Source organism: Flavobacterium sp. LHD-80, assembly GCF_030929605.1.
In the GTDB taxonomy this organism is placed as follows: Bacteria; Bacteroidota; Bacteroidia; order Flavobacteriales; family Flavobacteriaceae; genus Flavobacterium.
This window is the reverse complement of the sequence record NZ_JAVFVS010000005.1, coordinates 511,264-534,984: the sequence shown is the minus strand read 5'-3', so window position 1 is coordinate 534,984 and position 23,721 is coordinate 511,264. Positions and strand designations below refer to the sequence as shown.

Here is a 23,721-nt window from a genome sequence, read left to right as displayed (position 1 = left end):
TTAAGACAATTCTTTCTTTAGACCTTTTTATAGTCAATTTAGAAATGTATTTTTGCAAAATTATTAGAGGGGTATTCTTACCTGCTTGGTTTTAAGTTGTTGTTTGTTAGTTGTTTGCGGTAAAAAATGTTTTTTATCGCGATTCTGCTAAAGTATTTTTTGATAAAAAAAACTTAAAATTTGTCAATATATTTGCCGCCAATGTAAATTTTTCTGATCTCAGTTTGTGGGAGTTGGAATGGCGAAGCCATGTGTTGAATCAAGGAAAAAATTTCAGAAAATTATATTTAAAAAAAAATAAAAAAATGAAAATAGGAATCACATTTAGTGCATTTGATCTTTTGCATGCTGGGCATATTAAAATGCTGGAAGAAGCTAAGCGTCAGTGTGATTATTTAATAGTTGGTTTACAGACAGATCCAACTTTAGATCGTCCAGAAAAAAACAGTCCAACGCAAACAGTTGTTGAAAGATATATACAATTAAAAGGATGTAAATTTGTCGATGAAATCGTTCCTTATGCAACAGAGCAGGATTTAGATGATATTTTGCGTGCTTTCAAAATAGATGTTCGCATACTTGGAGACGAGTATAAAGAGAAAAATTTTTCAGGAAGAGCTTATTGTGAGCAAAAGGGGATCGAATTGTATTTTAACACAAGAGATCATCGTTTCTCTAGCAGTGGTTTGAGAAAAGAGGTTGCTGTTAAGGAATTAAAGAGGGTCAAGTAAAAATTAATTATTCGAATGGATAAGAAAAGTAAGATTTATATAGCAGGACACAACGGAATGGTTGGTAGTGCCATTTGGAGAACATTATCAGACCAAGGATTTAATAACTTAATTGGGAAATCTAGTAAAGAATTAGATCTAAGGAATCAACAAATGGTTCAGGATTTTATAGAAAATGAAAAGCCAGATGTCATTATTGATGCGGCAGCGCGTGTAGGTGGTATTATGGCTAATAATGATTATCCATATCAATTTATTATGGAAAACATGCAGATCCAGAATAATTTAATTGATGCAGCACTCCAAAACAATGTAGATAAATTTATTTTTCTTGGAAGTTCTTGTATTTACCCAAAATTAGCTCCACAGCCATTAAAAGAAGATTATTTGTTGACAGATACTCTTGAACCAACAAATGAATGGTATGCAATTGCAAAAATTACTGGAGTAAAAACGTGCCAAGCCATTAGAAAACAATACGGAAAGGATTTTGTGAGTCTTATGCCTACTAACCTGTATGGAACATTTGATAATTTCGATTTAAATACTTCCCATGTTTTGCCAGCTATGATTCGAAAGTTTCATGAAGCCAAAGAAAATAATAATGCTCCTGTAACTCTTTGGGGAAGCGGAACGCCGATGCGTGAGTTTTTATTTGTTGATGATATGGCTAAAGCAGTTGTTTTTGCTTTAGAAAATAAATTGCCGGATTATTTATATAATGTTGGAACAGGTGAAGATTTAACGATTAAAGAATTAGCAGAAACAATTCAGAAAATTACTGGCCATAAAGGTGAAATTATTTGGGATTCAAGCAAACCAGATGGTACGCCAAGAAAGTTGATGGATGTTTCTAAAATGCATGATTTAGGATGGAAACATCAAATTGAACTTCATGATGGAATTCAAAAAACATATGATTGGTTTTTAGAAAATATTTTAAACTTTAAGCAAGTCAAATTATAACAATACATTTAACATAGATTCACTGAAAGTAATTTCAGTTTCGTCATATCAACAAAAAAATAAAACTCAAACCAATGAGCACGCAAAAAGTAGCACTTATAACAGGAATAACAGGTCAAGATGGATCATATTTGGCAGAATTATTATTAGAAAAAGGGTATCAAGTACATGGTGTAAAAAGACGTGCATCTTCTTTTAATACACAGCGAATAGATCATCTTTATCAAGATCAGCATGAAAATAATGTTCATTTTACATTGCATTATGGGGATTTAACAGATTCGACTAATATTATTAGAATTATTCAAGAAGTAAAACCTGATGAGATCTATAATTTAGGAGCAATGTCACATGTAAAAGTATCTTTTGACTCTCCTGAATATGTTGCTAATGTTGATGGTATTGGTACTTTAAGAATTTTGGAGGCTGTAAGAATTTTAGGTTTAGAGAAAAAAACAAGAATTTACCAAGCATCTACTTCTGAACTTTATGGAGGTATGTCAGAGAATAAAAATGAAAGAGGTTTTTATGATGAAAACTCACCATTTTATCCTCGTTCTCCTTATGGTGCGGCAAAAATATATGGTTTTTGGATAACTAAAAATTACCGTGAAGCTTATAATATGTTTGCTTGTAATGGTATACTATTTAATCATGAATCTCCAAGACGTGGTGAAACTTTTGTAACGCGTAAAATTACAATGGCAACTGCAGCTATCGCAAAAGGAAAACAAGATTGTCTGTATCTTGGAAACCTTAATTCGCAAAGAGATTGGGGGCATGCAAAAGATTATGTTGAAGCAATGTGGAGAATTTTACAGCAAGATACGCCTGAAGACTATGTGATAGCTACAGGAGTTACAACATATATTAGAGATTTCGTTACGATGGCATTTGCCGAAGTGGGAATGGAATTAACTTTTGAAGGTGAAAATGAAAATGAAGTTGCCAAAATTAAAGCTTGTAACAATCCTTTATATCAATTGGAAATAGGAAAAGTTGTAGTGCGTGTCGATCCAGAATATTATCGTCCTACAGAGGTAGATCTTTTGATTGGTGACCCTACAAAATCTAAAACTAAGTTAGGATGGGAACCTCAATATGATTTGGTTGCTTTAGTGAAGGAGATGGTAGCAAGTGATCTGGAGTTGTTTTAAAGCGTTGCGTATAAAAGACTTAAGTTAAAAGTGAATCGATTGAGTTTTTTTAGAAATGCAAAATTGATTAATTATCAATATCACTAATTGAGAACTGAATGCAAGCAATAAGACGAGTCGTAAAAAATACTGGGATTTTGTATATGCGAATGGCAATCACCGTATTTATTTCGTTATATAGTACGAGGTTGATTTTAGAGGCTTTGGGCGTAGCAGACTTTGGTTTGTTTAATGTGGTTGGTGGAGTTGTCTCAATGCTGGGGTTTTTGAATAGTTCCATGGCTTCGGCGACCCAAAGATTTATCTCATATGCACAAGGTGCTGGAGATTTAGAAAGAGTAAAGCGTATTTTTAATATGAGTACGATTTTACATGCTGGTATTGCTGTACTTATTGTATTAGTATTAGAAATTGTAGGGTATTTTTTTTTCAATGGGATATTGAACATCAAAGAAGATCGACTTGACGTAGCAAAAATTATTTACCATTTTATGATGGTTAATACTTTTTTTACGGTTTTGTCAGTACCATATGAAGCGGTAATTACCTCCCATGAAAATATGACTTTTTATGCTGTTTTAGGAGTTCTGGAAGCAGTACTAAAGTTAGCAATTGCAGTATACATTAGTTACAGTGCCTTTGATCATTTGATTGCTTATGGATTTTTAATGGCTGGGCTGTCAATTTTTTTATTGATTTTACGGCGTATTTATTGTCATCGTTATTATACTGAATGTGTATTTGATTTTTCTAAATATTATCAGAAAAGCCTAATGAAGGAAATCAGCAGTTTTGCTGGTTGGTCTTTACTAGGCTCAGCAACTAGTATGGTTGCTTTTTATGGTCAAGGAATTTTAATGAATGTTTTTTTTGGTACATTGGTTAATGCAGCTCAAGGTATTGCAACACAGATAAGTGGACAATTGGGAGTTTTTTCACTTACGCTAAGTAAAGCTCTGAACCCATTAATAGATAAAAGTGAAGGAGCTGGAAATAGAAGCTTAATGCTAAAAGCAACATTAGGCGGTACGAAAATTTCTTTTTTTTTACTTGGATTTTTATGCATACCTTTTTTGATCAAAATGCCTTATATTTTAGGATTATGGCTAAAAAATGTTCCTGAGTTCACTGTGATATTTTGTCGGTTGCTATTGGTAAGAAATTTAGTTGAACAATTGTATATGCCATTGATCAATGCTTTAGGAGCGGTTGGTAAAATTAAAAAGTATCAAATAGCAAGTTCATTATTAAATTGTGTGCCATTTGTTTTTACTTATATTTTTTTTAAAATTGGTTATCCGCCATATGCACTTTACTTGATTTTTTTATTCTTTTCAATGGCTAAGGTTGCGAATGTTGCTTATTACGCAAGTATTAATTGTGGATTGCAGTTAAAAGATTTCTATTTTAATGTTGTATTTGCTTGCTTTATATCGTTTACTTTGGCTTTATGTTTGGCATTCTTCTCGCTTTGTATTTTTAGTAATCAATTTTTTCAGCTTATTTCAGTAACCATCATCGGGATTTTCTCTTATATGGTATTAATTTGGATTTTTGCCCTAACTAAGCAAGAAAGAATATTAGTTCTGAATTTGAAAGATAAGTTTATATTTTCTGTAAATAAATTATTTTAAAAAGAGAAGTTTAGCGCATAGCTGCTTAGAGCTAATAAAATAGATTGCGAAACGGAATGTATTTTGAGTTAATTTAATTTTTTTTTGGGAGTTAAATTACATTTAACAATACTTTTTGGATTTATTAAATAGTTAATGAATTAATTATAAATTCAATCTGATTTTGCCTTAAATCATCTATTGTAAAATTTATATTTGATAGTTTTAACATTAAATCGATTATCAATTTTTTTGAATATAATAAATTAAAAAATATGAAATTAAAATTACCATTAGTTACATTTTTATACGTTTTGTTTTTTTTAGGATGTTCAACTGAAGAGCCAGTAAATAATTTTGTATCGAAACCACCTTCACTTGTATATACTGATACCGTTTCAGATATTGTTGTTGATACTAAAAATAATGTTGTGAATACTGATACAGTTTCAGATAATAGTGTAAACAACAAAAGTAATATAGTGTACGTTCCACAATCATTAAATAATTTAATTTTAACTGATAATAATGTTATTGCTCATCGCGGTGCGTGGAAAAAAAGGAATTTACCTCAAAATTCGATAGCATCTTTAATGGAAGCAATTCGATCCAAATATTATGGAGCAGAATTTGATATCATTCTGACGGCAGATGATTCGTTAGTAGTGAGCCATGATCTTGAGTATAATAAATTAGATATTCAGAAATCAAAGTATACAGATTTAATAAATTTGAATCTTTCCAATGGAGAAAAATTACCAACATTGCGAGAATATATATTAGCAGGAAAACAAAATAATACAACAACCAAATTGTTTTGCGAATTAAAAAATTATTCGCTACCACAAGAAAGAAGAATTTTGTTTGTTCAAAATACTCTGTTGACAGTTGAAAAATTAAAAGCGCATCAATTAATGGTTTACATCAGTTTTGATTACAATATAATGAAGCAAATTAGAGCTATTGATCCTTTTGCTAATATCGAATATTTATCTGGAAATATCACTCCTGAACAACTTAAAGCGGATAAAATATCTGGGATTGATTATAATATATCTGTTTATAAAAATAATCCTGAATGGATAATCAATGCAAAGAAAAATAATGTTACCTTAAATGTTTGGACTGTAAATCAGGATGTGGAAATGAAATGGGCGATAGATAATAAGTTCGATTTTGTTACAACTGACGAACCGGAATTGTTTCTGAGTAAGAAATAAATAATTGGTTCTAAAATATTATAAGATAATGCAAAAGAAAAAAAAAATTATTTATACCTCTGGGACGTTTGATATGTTTCATTCCAATCATTTAAAAATGATAAAATATGCCAGGGGATTAGGTGAAACTTTGATAGTTGGAGTAAGTTCGGATGAATTAGTTTGCTCTTATAAAAAAGCTCCAATAATTCCTTTTGAAGAAAGATTGGCTATTATAGAAGCTTTGAAATATCCAGATGTTGTTATACCTCAGCGTTCTCTGGATCATACTGAACTTGTTAAGAATTTAAATATTGATGCTTTCGTTGTAGGTGATGATTGGGTTGGAAAGTATGATTACTTAAGAGAGCTAGGTATTGAAGTTTTTTATTTTCCTTATGGAGATGGTGTATCCTCATCTAAACTTAAGGAAGATATTTTTAATAAATATAGGGAATTGAAGGTTGATAGTGAAAAGAGAAATCCTGAAATTAAAATAAGATGAAAACGGCTTTAATTACTGGAGGTACCAAAGGTATAGGAAGAGCTGTTACTGAACGTCTGTTAAGTGAGGGATGGAATGTCATAGTGACTTATTTTTTTGACGATAACAATGCTAATTTAATGGAAAATCAGCTGTCTTCTTTATATCCTAAATCTACAATTACCATTTTAAAAATTGATTGTAGTAATTTAAGTGCTATAGACTCAATACATAGCAACTTAGTTGAAAACAATATTTATCTTGATGCGGTTTTATTTAATGCTGGAGCAACAGATAGAAGTTTTTTTGGAGAAATTTCTACAGATAATTGGCAAAGGGTTTTTGATATCAATATAAATGTTCCAACGTTTTTATTGCAAAAAATAGCAGTTCGTTTGAATAATAAGTCATCAATCATTTTTACAGGTTCACTGATGGGAATACATGCTCATTCTCTTTCCTTAGCTTATGGAGTTACGAAAGCTGCGGTACATGCTTTAGTTAAGAATTTAGTAAAAGTATTTTCGGTTCAAAAAATTAGAGTGAATGCCATCGCTCCCGGATTTGTTGATACAGAATGGCAAAAAACAAAACCTGAAGAGCAAAAGATAAATATTAATAAAAAAATAGCATTGGGCCGTTTTTGTGCCCCAGATGAATTAACAGATGCTTATTTGTTTTTGATAACAAATAACTATGTTAATGGTGAAATATTGGTGATTGATGGAGGTTATTCCCTGTCGTAATTTAATGTCAATGGAAGATCTAAATTTATATAATCCTGAGGGATCTGATTTACGTAAAGCTCAATTGCGGATGCTCGAAATAGCTAGAGAGTTTGATCGCATTTGTAATAATAATGGAATTCCTTATTGGATTATGTCTGGCACTTTGTTAGGAGCTAAAAGACATGGGGGGTTTATTCCATGGGATGATGACTTTGATGTAGGAGTTAGGTACGAAGATTATGGTAAATTATTGATCTGTTTAGAAAAAGAATTGCCCGAAAATTTAAAATTACAAGCTAAAAATAGTGATTCGAATTTTCCATTTTACTTTGCAAAAATTCGAGATCTGAATTCTAAAATTGTTGAAAATGATTCGCTGCATAGATCTTATAAATACACAGGATTGTTTATAGATATTTTTCCATTCGAATCTATATGTTTGACAAAAAAATGGAAACTTGCTTTTGATGTAAGATATTCTAAACTTCAATATGAGGGTAAAAAAGGTTTGTTTTGGAAAATTGTGGCTAGTTTTTTCTTTTATTTAACTTCTGTACTTGTTCCTGTTTTAAGGTTTTTTGGGAGATTTACTAAAGATAGGTACTCACATGGTTATGGTAATTTTTTTTATGCTCCTCACAAGTTATCCACATGTTTTCCTGTAGGATCAATAGAATTTGAAGGTTTTGTTTTTAATGCTCCAAACGATGTTAACCAATATCTAATTGATGAGTATGGAGACTATATGGAAATCCCACCAGCTAATAAAAGACAAATTCACTCTGCTGAGATTAAAATATTTGAGTAAAGTAATTTTTATTAATTTAAAATATGTCAGTTAAAATGCACGCAGATATTTATCAATGTAAAAAATGAAGATTTTGTATTACTATATTTTATACTATCATTCTTAAAATAAAAATTGTTCATTATTGAAGAGTGCTGATAATTTTTCAAACTAAATAATATGCATATCGCAATCGTTTCCCCATCCGATAAAACTTTTATAAGTAAATTTTTACATATTTATCAAGAAGAAGAATTGCCAAATGGTTTTTCTGGAGCCCCATTTATAGGCACAATTATCGGAGAGCTTTTAAACAAAAATTACAAAGTAACTGCAATTACAACAACAGTAGCCGTTGAAAATGATTATAGTATAAAATCCTACACATGTGATAACTTTACTTGGATTGTTGTGCCTTCAAGACCTAGATCTATGCGTATGAATGGTCACAAAATAGGAAGAATATTAGATTTATATCATTATGAAATCAATCAATTAACCAAGCAAATAAAATTAGTTAAACCAGATTTTGTGCATGCTCATTGGTCATATGAATTTGCAGGATCAGCTATTAAATCCGGTTTTCCTTATTTAGTTACTATTCATGATAATGCTTTTCAGGTATTTCGTTTTGTAAAGAAATTATTTTGGTTTCTCCGTTTGGTAATGTCAGAGCAAATACTTAAAAAAGTAAAATTTGCTTCTACCGTTTCTCCCTATATGTTATCTTATGCGCAAAGAAAATGTAAAATGGTTAGAATTATTCCAAATCCTACAGTAATAAGTAAAGAAATTTCTAATATTGAATTATTCATTGAAATAAAGACTGAATCATTAGTAAATCCCCGTATTTTGATGATTAATAATAGCTGGGATTCTAGAAAGAATGGATGTAATGGACTACTAGCTTTTCAGGAATTACAAAAAGAAATCCCCTTAGCTACCTTGCATCTTTTTGGCAATGGTTCAGAGGAAAATGGCTTGGCTAATCAAGATGCAGATGAAATTGGATTAAAAAATGTTACTTTTTATGGACCTGTTTCGCACCAAACACTTGTTGAAGAAATAAAACAAGCGCATATACTAATGCACCCATCGTTAGAAGAATCTTTTGGAGTGGTATTTATTGAGGCAATGTCTTTTGGCTTACCTGCTATCGGGGGAGAAAATTCTGGAGCAGTACCTTGGGTCTTAAATGATAACAGGTTATTGGTGGATGTAAGTGATCCAATTAAAATTAAGGATAAACTCTTTGAAATATTAACAAATAAAATTCTTTATAAAGAAATTGCCAAGGATGGATATCAAAATGTTATTAATAGATTTTCTTCCGAAGAGGTTGTTAAACAATATTTAGATTATTACGATTATATTATAGCTAATTGGAAAAATAATAATTGATTTTATTTCATAATAGTTTTTTTCAAATGCATTTTGACTTTAAAAAAAATATACGTCGGTCATCTTCATTTTCTTGATTTGTTAATTTTTGAAAGCAGGTCTTTTACTAACTACAATGTTTGGTGAAAATTTCGTGAAATAATTTAGAAAATAATAATTTTTTACGCATGAATTTGTGTATGTTATGAAAGTATAAAAATGAGATATTTTTTATTTCTAGGGATATTACTTTATATGTTTATAAGTACTACTGTTGCAGCTAAAATTGGAATACTTCAAGTAGGTACATATTCAAGTTTTATTTTATTTGTATTATTTGTGTCTAATATTATAACAGATGTTAATCAAGCACTCATTAAGCGCTTTAAGCTAGAGTTTAGAATAATGTTCGTTGGAATAATTATTGTTTTTTTTAAAATTTTCATAGGTCAGTCTAATCAAATAAATCAGGTATTGTTTTTTGTCTTAATGCCAATGATTTTATCAGTTTTGGTAGGCTTTCAAAATAAAGAAAATAGAAAAATAATTAGATATTTAGTTCTTATTTTTTTTATAACGGAGTGTCTTTTAGCTATTTATGAACGACTTTTTTTTGTAAATGTATTTCCTTATATGGATAGTAATGCGGAGTATTATTTAGAAGATTGGGCATTTAGAAGCTCTGGTTTTTTGGGTCACCCACTTTCTAATGCTTTGTGCGTCTCTACAATGATGGGCTTTATTATTACTAGTTCCATGAAATTGCAAACGAAATTAGTTTTAGTTATTTTAGGGTTTATTGCATTACTTTGTTTTAATGCTCGAGCTTCAATTTTAGTATGGCTTTTTCTATTGTTAATCTATATTTGGCGTGTATTAAAGGATAAAAAGACAAAAAAAATAGTTTCTTTTCTGTTTTTATTTTTCTTTGTCATATCTGGATATTTAATTTTTAAGGCTGTTAATGACTACGGATTAGGTGGAAGAATTACAAATTCAAAAATTAACGACGGTAGTGCCCAAACACGATTTGAGGTTTTTGATGCTTTTTCATACATCAGTGATAGTGATTTTTGGTGTGGCAATGGCGAAAATTATCTGCCTATAATGTATAAGTTAGGTGCAGGAGGTGTTGAGAATTCATATATAGTGTTGATAATAAACTACGGATTACCATTATCAATAATATTACTTTTTTTGTATTATTTATTTATAAATAGATTTTTTAAACAGTATAGATTGCTTGATAAATTTGTAATTTTTTGTTCTTTTATACTTGTCGGATCTACTAATAATGGGCTTGTAAATTCAGCGCCGTGGACTTTCTTTATTTTGAGTGTGTATTGCTTTCCATTTTTTAAAAAAGAAAATCTAAAAAGATATTCTGTCAGAAATAAAGTAGTTAATGAAAAAATGTTAATTAAAAGGGATAATTTCCCACAGTAATAATATAGATAAATGGATTATAAATCTTCAATAGCAGTTTTATTAACATGTCATAATCGTAAAGATAAAACCATATCAAGTCTAACAGCACTCTATCAATGTATTATTCCAGAAAAATTTACTTTTGATGTTTTTTTAGTTGATGATGGTTCGACTGATGGGACTTCTGAAGCTATAACGTCTCAATTTCCATCTGTAAATATTATTATGGGAAATGGTGATCTTTATTGGAATAGAGGAATGCATTTAGCATGGGAAAGAGCTTCGATTGCAAAGGATTTTGATTATTATTTATGGTTGAATGATGATACTTTTTTAGTTAAAGAAGCTATTTCTGATTTGTTAAGTCAAAATTTTCCTAATGCGATTGTTTGTGGTTCTACGCAATCTTCAGAAAGTTATAATATAACTTATGGAGGATTTAATAGGAACTCTAATCAACTAATCATTCCTGACGGAACTTTCCAGAAAGCCGATTATTGTAATGGAAATTGTGTATTGATACCTAGAAAGGTATTTCAAGTTTTAGGTAATTTGGATTATATTTTTCATCATGCTGTAGGAGATTTTGATTATAGTCTTAGAGCTAAAAAAAATGGTATAGATCTTTTTTTAGCGCCTAGATATATTGGATTCTGTGAGAGCCATTCCGAAGTGCCAAGATGGAGATCGGTATCATTAAGTTTAAGAACCAGATTAAAAAGCTTGTATTCCGCATCCAGTGGCTGTTATCCACCTCAATTTTTTGTTTTCGATAAAAGACATAATGGGTTTTTCGTGGCTTGCTTTCATTATTGCACAATACATTTACGTGCTATCATCCCTTCTTTATGGAATTTAAAGCTTAAGTGAAATGCGGAAAACATTAATATACATGATGAAAGAAAATAAAAATCTAATGTCACTTTTAGCCTTTTTTTATAGTTTATTTTCTCTTTTATATATGCGTGGCATATTTGGAAACCGCCTGATTTTAAAGCAAGCTTTCCTTAAAAAGACAAAAATTAGAATTAACGGAAAAAATAATATAATAAGAATTCATCCTGAAAATAGATTACAGAATTGTTTGTTGCATGTTTCGGGTAATAATTGTGAAATAATAATTGGTGAACATTGTATATTGTCCAATATTGAGCTATGGATTGAAGATGATGGAGGTATAATTCAAATTGGTCATCGCACTACCATGGAGAGCGGGCATATTGCAGCTACGGAAGGAAAATCAATTTCTATTGGCCAAGATTGCATGTTTGCACATAGAATTGAAATAAGGAATGGTGATAGTCATGCTATTTACGATGAAAAATCAATGTTAAGGATAAATCCTGCCGAGTCAGTTTTGATAGGAAATCATGTTTGGTTAGGTGCTGATTCAAAAATTTTAAAAGGATCAATTGTTGGTGATAATTCAATTATTGCTTCCGGTGCCATCGTTACTGGAAAATTTTCAGATTTTAATGCTGTATATGCTGGAATTCCTGCAACGAAAATCAAGGAAGGTGTCACGTGGACAAGAGATCGTTATTAAAGTTGAGAGAAAAAATGACATGAAAAAACTACTTATTTTTCATCCAGCACTGGCTCCTTATAGGATAGATTATTTTAATTTTTTAAGTGATTTATTCGAAGTTAAAATTTTATTTATTTACGACAATGTTTGGAACCATAAATTTGATCAAGAAAAATTGCTTTCGCAGTTAAAGTGTTCTTATTCTTTTTTATTAAAAGGGCCAGAGTTCAAGGGGAGGGTCTTTAGATTTGGGATGTTAAAAGCTATCAGGGATTTTAAGCCAGAATTTATTATTAGCTATGAATATTCGTTTACAACACAGTATTTAATAATGCTTAAACGTTTGGGTATAATCAATCAGACACTTGGTTCTACGATTGATGATAGTATTCAAATATGTGACGAAGTACAATCAAAATTAAGATTTTTAGCACGAAGTTTTTCGGTAAAAAAATTAGACTTTATAATAGTGCTATCTAAGGATGTTTCTGATTACTATAATAGAAAATTTAATCTTTCAAAAAGTAGGATTGTGGTTTTTCCTATTTTGCAATTACCTGAACGTTTACGGGTAAATTCAAGCTCTTTAGAACAAATAGCTGAAAAGTATGCGAGTGAATATGACCTCTTAGGAAAAAAAGTATTACTATTTGTAGGAAGATTTATAGAACCAAAAGGTTTGCCTCTTTTTATAAAAACGATATCTTCTTTACTAAGTAATGATGAAAATTTAAGACTCGTTTTGATAGGAGAAGGTGATGTTAAGGGTGAAATTTTGTCGATAATTAAAAACTATCAGTTGCAATCAAAAGTTATCTTGCCGGGAAGATTTGAAGGGGATGAACTTTTGGCATGGTATTTATGTGCATCTGGTTTTATTTTGCCTAGTACTTACGAACCTTTTGGTGCAGTTGTAAATGAAGCATTGATTTTCGGACTTCCTGTTTTTTGTTCAAAGTATGCCGGATCAGCTAGCTTGTTAGAATATGACATGGGTGAGTTATTTGATCCTATTGATGCAAATGATGTGATTGAAAGACTTCAAATATTTTTAAGTAATGTAAATATATTAGAGACTTTGCTACTATCTAGTAAACCTTCTAAAATTGTGTTTCGAAGAGATTTTATTGAAGAAGAGCTAAAAAAGATAGTTAGCTCATAAACTTATGATGGATTGATGAACGTAATTAATAGTCATAGATAAAAAATATATAACTGTAAATCATAGATGAATAAAAAGAAGCAAAAAATTTTTCATTTAATTACTTCTGTCAATTTGGGAGGTGCTGAAAATGTTGCTTTTACACTTGCAGAGCATTGTAAAAGAAATGGCGATAAATCTATTGAATTTTTTATAGTGGAATTGTATCGTTCAAGTACAAGCTATTCGAATAGTAAACGTGTCGAATTAAAAGAGAAGAAAATAGAAACATTGAGTTTGTTTAAAGGATTTAAGCATTTAAGTTTAATTTTTGCACCTATTACTTTATTGTGGTTTATTAAAAAAGAAAAGCCAATCTGTATTCATTCACATACCGATTTGCCCGATTTAGTTCTTGCAAATACAATCCGTTTAATGCATTTATTCAGAATGGATATTCCGGAAATTATTCGTACTATACATAATACAAAATTGTGGCCAACATATCCAAGAATTGCTAAATATACAGAAAGTGTTTTTAATAATGATGTTGTAGTTGGTGTTTCAAAAGCTGCTCTTCAAGCATATTGCAATATTCGAGAAAGTAATAATTTAAGTGTTTCTAATCGAAAAATGGTTGTTTATAATGGTCGTAATTTAACAGTACCATCAGTTATTGATATTTCTTTGTCGCTAAGTAAAATTAATATTGCATTTTGTGGTCGTTTTGAGTATCAAAAAGGAGTTGATATTTTAATAAATCGAATGTCGAGTATTAATCGGCTTTATAAAAACAATTTACATTTTTATTTTATAGGAAGTGGTCAGTTCAAACATGAATTGGATAACCTTGCAAAGCATAATGATAATATTTTTGTGCACGAAGCTATTCCTTCGATTGCTAATAAGCTGCATTGTTTTGATTTTGTCATAATGCCTTCTCGTTTTGAGGGCTTGCCACTTGTTTCAATTGAATCGTCATTTTCCAAAGTTCCTGTGATTGCTGCCAAAACGCCTGGATTAGAGGAGACATTACCAGAAAATTGGCCATTATGGTTTGATTTAAATAATGAAGAAGGTTTATTGAATATTTTTGAGAAAATTGTAAACAAAGAGTTTGATATTAATGAACTAAAACAGGAAGCGTTTGATTTTGCAAACAGACTTTTCAGTATTGATTGTATGATTGAAAAATACAATAAAATTTATGCAGATCTATCTTAAGATTAATATTAGATTCATAGTCGAAAAAAAATAAATGAAAATTCTCATAATACATAGTCACTATTTATTGCGCGGAGGCGAAGACGCGGTTGTTGACCAAGAAGCATTACTGTTAAAACAATTGCATGAGGTCGAAATTTTACATTTCCAAAATAAAAGAGGTTTAAAGGGGGGATTACAGTTTCTTGGATCATTATGGAATGTTTTTTCTGCAAAAAAAGTAAAACGAAAAATATTGGAGTTTCAACCTGATGTTGTTCATGTACATAATTGGCATTTTGCCTCTGGCCCTTTAATTTTTAGGACAATAAATCGTTTGAAAATACCGGTAATCCATACCATACATAATTATCGTTTGTTGTGTCCATCAGCAATTCTTTTACACAAAGACTATTTATTTACAGATAGTTTATCGCAATCTTTTCCGTGGAAAGCAATTGTTAATAGAGTATATCGTTCTTCTTTTTTTCAAACATTTTGGCTTGCCTTTATTGTGTGGTTCCATAAAAAAATTGGTACTTGGAAAAAAATTGATTGTTATATTTGTTTAACATCCTTTGCTGTTGAGCTTTTTCAAAAATCCAACTTTGGAATTGAAAAGAAAAAATTTGTTGTAAAACCAAATTTCACTTCTATCCCCATTAAAACTACGAGTCTTGAAAAAGAAGAATATTTTTTGTTTGTAGGTAGATTATCTAATGAAAAAGGAATATCAGTTTTGTTGAATGCTTTTAAAGATACTCTTTATTCGTTGAAAATTGCAGGAGATGGTCAGTTGAAAGAAAAAGTTTTGGATGTAGCGAAAAAAAACAACAATATTACTTATTTAGGTAATTTGAAAAGAGAAGAAGTACTATTGGAATTGCAAAAAGCGACAGCATTAATTTTTCCATCAATTTGGTATGAAGGAATGCCAATGACAATTTTGGAGGCTTTTTCATGTAAGACTCCAATAATAGCTTCAAATTTGGGTGCTACCTCTTCGATGATTACAGATGGAGTTGATGGATTCCATTTTGAGGTAGGAAACGTCGATAGTTTGAGGCAAACTATAAAATATTTTTTTGAATTACCTGAAGAAATGAAAGTGAATCTACAAAAAAATGCGTATAAAAAATTTTCAAAGGAATATGATTCCAATTTGCAAATCGAGTATTTTAATTCTATTTTTTGCAATATTTTAAATTAAGTGATTAAATGAATAGTGATATATTATTTACGTCTTGTGTAGATTATTTGATTTTTAATGGAGATATATCTGATTGTACATTTTCAGTCTGTGGCAAGGTCTTAATAAGTACAATCAATCAATACTCTTATTGTATTGCAGAAGAAGATCCTGAGTTTAAAAAAGCTTTACAGGAATCCGATATTCTTTTGCCTGATGGGATAGGTATCGTTGCGGCAGTTCAATTATTGAATGGAAAAAAAATAAAAAAAATAGCGGGAGCTGATATTCATGAATCACTACTTACTGACCTAAATAAGAAAGGAGGATCCTGTTTTTATTTAGGCTCTTCTCAAAAAACTTTGGATATGATTATTCAGAAAGTATCAGAAGAATTCCCTAATATTAAATTAGATGCGTTTTCACCACCATTTAAAAATGAATTTTCAGATTATGAAAATAAACTGATGTTAGATCAAATAAATGCTTTCAGGCCTGATGTTTTGTTTGTAGGTATGACTGCCCCAAAGCAAGAAAAATGGGCGCATGGATTTAAGGATCAGTTGGATGTTGGAATAATTTGCTCAATTGGTGCTGTATTTGATTTTTATGCTGGAACTATTCATCGCCCCAGCAAGTTTTGGGTAAGTTTAGGTTTAGAATGGTTTGTTAGATTGATAAATGAGCCAAAAAGAATGTGGAAACGATATTTATATTATGGTCCAGTCTTCGTAAAACTTATTATCGAAAAAAAGATTGCTGATATGTTCAAAAGAAATACTGTGATATGAGAATTCTTCAACGACTTTCTGAATACCGGTTTTCCCGTTATTTTAAACTATTATTTATGATATGGGATTTAGTATTACTGAATACTTCGATCGTATTGTCTGCGTTGATTAGATTCGGCACAATTGATAAATTATTTTGGAAAGAGGTTCAGACAATTTCACTACTTGGAAATTTAGTTTGGCTTGGACTTTTATTATATAGAGATTCATTTAGAATTGTAAGGGTCGAACCTATTGAATCTATATTAAAAAGAACGATAAAGAAGGTAATTGTTCATTTAGCAATCACAGCTTTTTTTGTTTTTTTCTTAAAGTATGAAGATATCTCGAGGCTTAGGCTGTTTTATTTCTACTTAATATTCTTTGGGTTGCTGATGGTTTCTAGATATCTCTCAATGAAGCTTCTTAAATATATTAGAGCAAAAGGATATAATTTTAGAAGTTTTATAATTATTGGTGCAAATGATACTGGAGAACGTATGCGCAGAACTCTAGCTAAGGATTTAACTTATGGGTACCGTTTTCTTGGTTTTTTTGATGAAAAAATAGATCCATTTGCCTTTATTTCACACCCGATTTTAGGTGGATTTGATCAAATTGAAGAATTTATTGTAAGTGAAGAGGTAGATGAAATGTATGTGGCATTGCATATTGATAACATTGCTGTAATAAATCAATTGGTGAAAATTTGCGAACAGCATATGGTCCGTATTAAGTTTATTCCAGACTTTCAGTTGTATACAAAATCAAATAAAGTTGAAATGACATTTTATGAAAACACGCCTGTATTGATGTTTCGACGAGAACCATTAGAAGCGGCTGTAAACAGATTTTTAAAGAAAGTATTTGATATTTGTTTTTCTTCATTTGTACTTGTATTTATATTTCCATGGCTGTTTCCTATTATAATGCTTATCATAAAAATAGAATCGCCTGGCCCCGTTTTTTTCAAACAAGAGCGTTCAGGCAGAGATAATAGATCTTTTACCTGTTTAAAATTTAGAAGTATGCGCTTGAATGGAGCGGCAGACAGTAAACAAGCTGTAAAAGGTGACAGAAGAGTTACTAAATTTGGAGCATTTATGCGAAAAACAAGTATTGATGAACTACCTCAGTTTTTTAATGTGTTTTTCGGAGATATGTCCGTAGTCGGCCCAAGACCGCATATGGTAAATCATACCAAGCAATACAGCGAGTTGATTAATAATTATTTGGTACGTCAGTACGCAAAACCAGGGATAACCGGATGGGCACAAGTGAATGGTTTTCGCGGAGAGACCAAAGAACTTATTGATATGGAAAATAGAGTAGAGTATGATATTTGGTATATTGAAAATTGGAGTTTACTGCTCGATATTAAAATAATAATTAAAACCGTCCTTAATGTGTTTAAAGGTGAAGAAAATGCTTTTTAATTATTTTTTAAATATTTTGCAGTACAAATTTATCTAGCTATTAGTATTTAAATAGCCATAGTAGCCTTTAAAATAAATATTTTTTTAATCCTTATATTTGCCCCGTAAATTGTAGACCTAATGAAATTGAATTCTTCCTTTTTTATAAAAGCAATTAGTTTTTTATTGCTTTTATTTTTATGTTTTTCTTGTGGATCCAAAAAAGATGTTGTGTATTATCAAAATATTGATGGAATGACTGCACAGCAAAATCTAAATTCCTATGAGATTAAAATTCAGCCAGACGACTTATTGATGATTCTAGTATCTGCTGATGATCCTGAAGTTGCAATTCCTTTTAATTTAAGAACATATAGTACAACAAATAACAACAGACTTGATGTTACTAGAGGACAAGAAACTGTCCAATTGTATTTAGTAGACGAAAATGGTTATATTGAATTTCCTGTGTTAGGGAAATTAAAAGTGGCCGGATTAACGCGTACCGAAGTTCTTAAATTATTGCAAGAAAAAATTAGTGTTTATATTAAAAACCCTATTATTAACCTTCGCATTATGAATTTTAAAATTTCATTGCAGGGTGAGGTTAATCTACCAGGTACCTATCCGATTGCTTCAGAAAGAGTTACTTTGATCGAAGCTTTGAGTATGGCGAAAGATCTGACTATTTATGGACGCAGGGATAATATATTAGTGATAAGAGAAGTTAATGGAGTGAAATCATATAATAGAGTGGATATTACAAAATCTGATTTTATAAATTCACCATTTTATTATCTGGCTCAAAATGATGTAATTTATGTTGAACCAAATTCAACAAGAGTAAACTCATCTGCGGTTGGTCCTAATACCTCAGTAATTATATCAGCGATTTCTATTTTGGTATCGTTGTCTGTCCTAATCTTTAAATAAAACTGAAATAGAAAATGCAAAAGCAAGATTTTTATAACGATGTAATTGATGACGAAATCGAGGATGTTAATTTAAGAGAACAGTTAGATAAATATTTAATTCATTGGAGATGGTTTTTAGTAAGTGTAGTAATTGGTTTGATTTTAGCGTTTATATATTTACGCTATACTACACCAAGCTATGAAGCTACAACTTCAATTTTAGTAAAAGATGAGAAAAAAGGCGGAATGCTTTCAGAATTATCTGCTTTTGCCGATTTAGGTTTAGGTGGAAGCATGAAAAATAATGTTGACAATGAAATTGAAATTTTAAAATCCAGAACACTAGTCGAAAATACAACTAAAAAATTAAACCTTAATATTGCCTTTTTTGTTGAAGGAAAAGTAGTGGATCGTGATGTATACGTTGATACACCAATTAAAGCTTATTTTTTAAACAAAACAGTTTTATTTGATAAGACAAAAGCGGTTTTGAATTGCAAACTTTTGAATTCAAATTCCTTTTTGTTAGAAAATGAAGAAGAGGAAAAGGAAAGCTTTATTTTATCCGCAAAAAATGAATTTAAATTTGGAGAAAAGATTGCAACTAAAATTGGTATTTTAGTTATTCAAAAGACCTCATTTTATGCTAAAAACCATACGGGAAGGTTTGGGGCAATTACTATAATTATTAATCCTTTAGATGAATTAACTGAAAGTTTTAGAAAAAGACTAAAAGTTGAACCTATAAGTAAAACTAGCAGTGTTGTAAATGTTTCAATCTCTGATCCTGTTGCTAAAAAAGCTGAAGACTTTCTTGATAACATGATTCAGATTTATAATGAAAATGCAGCTGAAGACAAAAATTTTATTTCTGAAAACACTTCTAAATTTATAGCAAGTAGATTAGCTTTAATAGCACAGGAATTAGATGGAGTTGAGCAGGATGTTGAGAGTTTCAAAAAGACAAACAAGTTGACAGACATCGAATCTGAAGCAAAACTTTTTATTGAAGGTTCAACAGAATATGATAAAAAGGGAGTTGAAACTGAAATTCAATTGAATGTTGTTTCTTCACTTTTGGATTTTATTAAAAAAAGCACTAATTCTGATTTATTGCCAACTAACATGATCTCTGATAACAATGATGCAAGCGGATTAATTTCGTCTTATAATCAGTTAGTTTTAGATCGAAATAGAATTCTAAAGTCAGCTACTGAAGAGAATCCATCAGTAGTAAAATTAGATCAACAAATATCATCTTTAAAATCAAATGTTGCTGCAAGTTTGAGACGAATGCAGGCTAATTTGCAAATTCAAAATCGTGACATTAAAAGCCAGGAAGGAATTTTAAACAGCAAAATTGGTAAAATTCCGGTGCAAGAACGTCAGTTTAGAGTAATCGCTAGACAGCAAAAAGTTAAAGAAGAATTGTATTTATATTTACTTCAAAAACGTGAAGAAACCGCAATTTCGCTATCTGCTACAGAGCCTAATGCACGAGTAATTGATGCTGCAAAAGCTGATAAAAATCCAATTAGTCCAAAGAAAAGAATTATTTATTTGGCAGGAATGCTTTTAGGGTTATTGGTTCCATTTGGTGTTATTTATGGTAATGATTTATTAGATACAAAAATCAAAAGTAAATTAGATTTGGAAGGAAAAACACAAATTCCATTTATTGGAGATGTACCAACTTCTGATGATATTGCCGAATTGATAAAATCAGAAAGTAGAACAAGTTCTGCAGAGGCAATTCGAATTGTAAGGACAAACTTAGAGTTTATGCTTACGAAAGTTCCTGAAGGAATTGCAAAAACGGTTTTTGTGACATCAACTTTCCCTTCAGAAGGTAAAACTTTTATATCAGTAAATCTTGCGGCGACTTTTGCTCTGTCAGGAAGAAGAGTTTTGTTAATTGGTGCCGATATTAGAAATCCTAAGTTTGGGGAATATATTAACGTACCTAGCTTAGGTTTGACAAATTATTTGTCTTCAACTGATAAAGAGGTGAAAGATTATATTATCAAACATGAAGGATATAAGAATTTCTTTATTCTGCCATCAGGTGTAATTCCTCCAAATCCGGCTGAATTATTGATGAGCAATAAAGTAGATCAGCTTTTTGAAGATCTTAAAAAAGAATACGATTATATTATTGTCGATACAGCACCAGTTAGTTTAGTTACAGATACTTTATTAATTGCTAAAAATGCTGATACATTTGTTTATGTAATGAGAGCAAATGTCCTAGAAAAACGTATGTTGAATATTGCAAATACGTTCTATAAAGAGAAGAAATTACCGAATATGTGTATCGTTCTTAATGACACGGATTCGACAAAAGGTTATGGATATGGATATGGTTACGGTGTACGAGTAGAGAAAAAACCTTGGTACAAAAGAATCATTTCGAAATAATATAAATTAATCGCATAAAAAAAGTGGCTCAATTATTTGAGCCGCTTTTTTTATGCGATATTGTTTTTAAATTAGTTCAGAGTCAGAATTAGAATTTGAAAAATTGGTTATTAGCAATGACTTCTTTTAAAACTTTAATATTATTATTGTCAATTTTTACTTTTTGATTGAATGAAGCAATATGATTGTTATGGTGTACATCGGTTCCCACAAAATCATACATTCCTTTTTTTAGAAGTTCATCGGCAACTTTTGTGATTTCAGCACCATAATAACCTACAGTAGCAAGCAAGTTAAGCTGAAATAAACAGCCAGCTTTTTTTAATTTATCATATTCATTAAGGTTTTTATGATAAAACAAATAACGCTCAGGATGTGCTAAAACCGGAATATATCCTGCAACCTGAAGATCAAAAAGAATCTTATACAATTGAACTGGTGCGTTCATGTACGACATTTCGACTAATACATAATTGTCTTTTAATGTCAATAGCTTTTCGTTTTGAAAATGGGTTTCGAACCAATCATCCATGAAATATTCAGCTGCAGCCTGAAAAGGAATTTTTGTATTTTCAGCTTCCAGTAAAATTTGGGTTTCTTTATGTTTGGCTATAATTGATTGAGGTGAATTATTCCAAATATAATGGCTAATATGCGGTGTTGCAATAAATTGAACAACACCCATTTCTTCAAAAGACTTTGCAAGTCTGTTTGTGTCTTCTATTGTTTTGGCACCATCATCAATTCCAGGTAATAAATGTGAATGAATATCAACAAAGTTACCTGCTAGAAGGTCCTTTAAATACGGTTTTGATTTTAAGAATGATAACATGCTGCAAAAGTAAGTAAACTACTCTATATTTTCGAATTGAAAATGGTAAACTTTTAATAATATAGATTTTGAATGGTAATCTAATTTTTCTATCTCGGGTATTATTTTATATTTGTTTCTGCTAATAATTTAATGTTTTATGAAAATAAAAGAAAATTTATATAACCAAAGAATTGTTTCTATAGATGCTTTGCGAGGAATTACCATTTTTGTAATGATTTTTGTAAATGAACTTGCGAGTATAAAAAATGTTCCCCAATGGATGAAACATATGCCAGCTGATGCTGATGCAATGACTTTTGTCGATCTGGTTTTTCCTGCTTTCCTGTTTATTGTAGGAATGTCTATTCCTTTTGCCTTTAATGCGCGACTTATAAAAGGAGATAGTTCCAAAACGATTTGGGCACACACCTTAAAAAGAGCTTTGGCCTTAATTATAATTGGAGTTTTCATGGTGAATGCTGAATACGGTTATGATGCTTCAAAAATGCTCATCGCACCTGCTTTTTGGGGATTGTTAGCCTATTCAATGCCAATTCCAATTTGGAATAAATATTCTAAAGATTTTCCAGTTTGGTTAAAATATACACTACAATATGGTGGAATGCTGGTTTTGGTTCTTCTATATTTTCTTTATATTCAAGATACAGGCGAAAGAGGAATGACGCCAAAATGGTGGGGAATCCTTGGCCTTATTGGCTGGGCGTATCTTTTTACAGTTGTTTATTATTGGTTGGTTTGCGGTAGATTATGGGCAATGATTACTTTTTTAGTTTTTTGTGTCGTTGCAAATTCATTGAATCTAGTCGAAGGTTCCATAATACATCAATCATCTTGGCTTAGTTTTGTTGCAGGGCATTTAACGCACGCTTCTTTAGTAAGTGCTGGAGTTGTTATTTCGTTATTGTTTTTTGATAAAAAAATCGAAACCAAAATCAACTGGCCAGTTATTGGTTTTGCCGTTCTGTTTTTTATAGTTGGTTATTTGCTTAGACCTTATTTTGGGATTTCAAAAATTAAAGGAACTCCATCGTGGACAATGTTTTCAGCAACTATTTGTACGGTATTGTTTTATTTTCTGTATTGGCTTATGGAAATTAAAAAGCAAACAAAATGGAGTGAATTTTTTATGCCTGCAGCAGCAAATCCGTTGTTGATTTATATTTTGCCAGGTGTAATTTATTATTTCACTTTAGCTTTTAATATTCATATTATTCCAGATTATTTCCGCGAAGGAATTCCAGGGATTATCTGGTCGCTAGTTTTTTCGACGATTATGCTTTTGGTAATGAAAATTTGCAATAAATATAAAATTCAGTTGCACTTGTAGAGAGAAAAATTTCAGGTTTCAAGTTTCAGGTTTCAAGTTATACGTGTAGAGTGAACTTGAAACCTGAAACCTCAAACTTGAAACCTCAAACTTGAAACAAAAATCACCTAACTCGTTTAAACGCGATTGGCCCATTTCGATTTTTATTATCTTGAAAAGTTCCTTCTAGAGTATTTCCATCTTCAGATAAAATTAAAGTATGAGTTCCAGCGGTTGCCCAGCCATCAATTGGCAAAGTCACATTTACTGTGTATGTAATTGTATTGCCGATTCGTTTTCCCTTTCCGCTTTCGACAAATTTTTGTCCTTTCCATTCTAAGTAATGAGAGAAAATGACTTCTCCATTTTTTTCTGAGATTATGGCAACTGCATTCTCAACACCAGAATTTATATCTGCCCAAACGCCGTTAATATCAATTTTTGAAGTGGCTGATTTCTTTTGGCTATAGCCGAAATTAAAAAAGAAAGAAGTAATTAAAAGCAAAATGAAAAGTCTTGATTTCATATT

At 30.6% G+C, this 23,721-nt stretch carries 22 protein-coding genes; 20 read left to right on the top strand and 2 right to left on the bottom strand.

Going from position 1 to position 23,721, the window contains the following annotated elements; translation table 11 throughout:
- Positions 1-305 precede the first annotated feature (305 nt).
- The 19 genes from RB619_RS10350 (at position 306) to RB619_RS10260 (ending at position 21,051) form a co-directional block, all read left to right on the top strand.
- On the top strand, positions 306-731 hold the full coding sequence (locus tag RB619_RS10350) for an adenylyltransferase/cytidyltransferase family protein (protein WP_308097205.1): 426 nt from the start codon (positions 306-308) through the stop codon (positions 729-731).
- Positions 732-746: 15 nt separating this feature from the next.
- Positions 747-1,697, top strand: coding sequence for a GDP-L-fucose synthase (locus tag RB619_RS10345; protein WP_308097048.1), 951 nt, complete (start codon positions 747-749; stop codon positions 1,695-1,697).
- A 74-nt stretch (positions 1,698-1,771) separates the two neighbouring features.
- Positions 1,772-2,854 (top strand): GDP-mannose 4,6-dehydratase, encoded by a 1,083-nt coding sequence (gmd, locus tag RB619_RS10340; protein WP_308097046.1) that lies wholly within the window; start codon positions 1,772-1,774, stop codon positions 2,852-2,854.
- A 98-nt stretch (positions 2,855-2,952) separates the two neighbouring features.
- Positions 2,953-4,488 carry an MATE family efflux transporter gene (locus RB619_RS10335; protein WP_308097044.1) on the top strand — a complete coding sequence of 512 codons (1,536 nt, stop codon included), beginning with the start codon at positions 2,953-2,955 and terminating at the stop codon, positions 4,486-4,488.
- Between the two features lie 254 nt (positions 4,489-4,742).
- Positions 4,743-5,687, top strand: a complete 945-nt coding sequence (locus RB619_RS10330) for a glycerophosphodiester phosphodiesterase family protein (RefSeq protein ID WP_308097042.1) — start codon at positions 4,743-4,745, stop codon at positions 5,685-5,687.
- A gap of 28 nt (positions 5,688-5,715) precedes the next feature.
- Complete coding sequence (locus tag RB619_RS10325; RefSeq protein ID WP_308097040.1) at positions 5,716-6,171, top strand: adenylyltransferase/cytidyltransferase family protein; 456 nt, start codon at positions 5,716-5,718, stop codon at positions 6,169-6,171.
- Positions 6,168-6,896, top strand: a complete 729-nt coding sequence (locus tag RB619_RS10320) for an SDR family oxidoreductase (RefSeq protein WP_308097038.1) — start codon at positions 6,168-6,170, stop codon at positions 6,894-6,896. Before RB619_RS10325 ends, RB619_RS10320 begins: the two co-directional genes overlap by 4 nt.
- Before the next feature lie 10 nt (positions 6,897-6,906).
- Positions 6,907-7,686 carry a LicD family protein gene (locus RB619_RS10315; RefSeq protein WP_308097036.1) on the top strand — a complete coding sequence of 260 codons (780 nt, stop codon included), beginning with the start codon at positions 6,907-6,909 and terminating at the stop codon, positions 7,684-7,686.
- A gap of 159 nt (positions 7,687-7,845) precedes the next feature.
- Positions 7,846-9,066, top strand: a complete 1,221-nt coding sequence (locus RB619_RS10310; protein WP_308097034.1) for a glycosyltransferase family 4 protein — start codon at positions 7,846-7,848, stop codon at positions 9,064-9,066.
- A gap of 198 nt (positions 9,067-9,264) precedes the next feature.
- Positions 9,265-10,491 carry an O-antigen ligase family protein gene (locus tag RB619_RS10305; protein WP_308097032.1) on the top strand — a complete coding sequence of 409 codons (1,227 nt, stop codon included), beginning with the start codon at positions 9,265-9,267 and terminating at the stop codon, positions 10,489-10,491.
- A gap of 12 nt (positions 10,492-10,503) precedes the next feature.
- Entirely contained in the window at positions 10,504-11,343 is an 840-nt protein-coding gene (locus tag RB619_RS10300) for a glycosyltransferase family 2 protein (RefSeq protein ID WP_308097031.1), read from the top strand.
- Between the two features lie 22 nt (positions 11,344-11,365).
- Entirely contained in the window at positions 11,366-12,019 is a 654-nt protein-coding gene (locus RB619_RS10295) for an acyltransferase (RefSeq protein ID WP_308097030.1), read from the top strand.
- 19 nt (positions 12,020-12,038) lie between these two features.
- Positions 12,039-13,163: a glycosyltransferase gene (locus RB619_RS10290; protein WP_308097029.1), complete on the top strand. Its 1,125-nt coding sequence runs from the start codon at positions 12,039-12,041 to the stop codon at positions 13,161-13,163.
- Positions 13,164-13,229: 66 nt separating this feature from the next.
- On the top strand, positions 13,230-14,366 hold the full coding sequence (locus tag RB619_RS10285; protein WP_308097028.1) for a glycosyltransferase family 4 protein: 1,137 nt from the start codon (positions 13,230-13,232) through the stop codon (positions 14,364-14,366).
- Positions 14,367-14,400: 34 nt separating this feature from the next.
- Positions 14,401-15,555, top strand: coding sequence for a glycosyltransferase family 4 protein (locus tag RB619_RS10280; protein ID WP_308097027.1), 1,155 nt, complete (start codon positions 14,401-14,403; stop codon positions 15,553-15,555).
- A gap of 8 nt (positions 15,556-15,563) precedes the next feature.
- Complete coding sequence (locus RB619_RS10275; protein ID WP_308097026.1) at positions 15,564-16,325, top strand: WecB/TagA/CpsF family glycosyltransferase; 762 nt, start codon at positions 15,564-15,566, stop codon at positions 16,323-16,325.
- Positions 16,326-16,381: 56 nt separating this feature from the next.
- On the top strand, positions 16,382-17,740 hold the full coding sequence (locus RB619_RS10270) for an undecaprenyl-phosphate glucose phosphotransferase (protein ID WP_308097025.1): 1,359 nt from the start codon (positions 16,382-16,384) through the stop codon (positions 17,738-17,740).
- A 120-nt stretch (positions 17,741-17,860) separates the two neighbouring features.
- Positions 17,861-18,652 carry a polysaccharide biosynthesis/export family protein gene (locus RB619_RS10265; RefSeq protein WP_374119684.1) on the top strand — a complete coding sequence of 264 codons (792 nt, stop codon included), beginning with the start codon at positions 17,861-17,863 and terminating at the stop codon, positions 18,650-18,652.
- Between the two features lie 14 nt (positions 18,653-18,666).
- On the top strand, positions 18,667-21,051 hold the full coding sequence (locus RB619_RS10260; protein ID WP_308097022.1) for a polysaccharide biosynthesis tyrosine autokinase: 2,385 nt from the start codon (positions 18,667-18,669) through the stop codon (positions 21,049-21,051).
- 88 nt (positions 21,052-21,139) lie between these two features.
- Here RB619_RS10260 and RB619_RS10255 read toward each other — a convergent pair whose 3' ends face one another.
- Positions 21,140-21,883: a CpsB/CapC family capsule biosynthesis tyrosine phosphatase gene (locus RB619_RS10255; RefSeq protein ID WP_308097021.1), complete on the bottom strand. Its 744-nt coding sequence runs from the start codon at positions 21,881-21,883 to the stop codon at positions 21,140-21,142.
- A 139-nt stretch (positions 21,884-22,022) separates the two neighbouring features.
- Between RB619_RS10255 and RB619_RS10250 the strand changes: the two genes are divergently transcribed.
- Positions 22,023-23,213 carry a DUF5009 domain-containing protein gene (locus RB619_RS10250; RefSeq protein ID WP_308097019.1) on the top strand — a complete coding sequence of 397 codons (1,191 nt, stop codon included), beginning with the start codon at positions 22,023-22,025 and terminating at the stop codon, positions 23,211-23,213.
- A 103-nt stretch (positions 23,214-23,316) separates the two neighbouring features.
- Here the strand turns inward: RB619_RS10250 and RB619_RS10245 are convergent, their stop codons facing one another.
- A complete protein-coding gene (locus RB619_RS10245) occupies positions 23,317-23,718 on the bottom strand; it encodes a hypothetical protein (RefSeq protein WP_308097018.1) in 402 nt (133 codons plus the stop codon).
- Positions 23,719-23,721 lie beyond the last annotated feature (3 nt).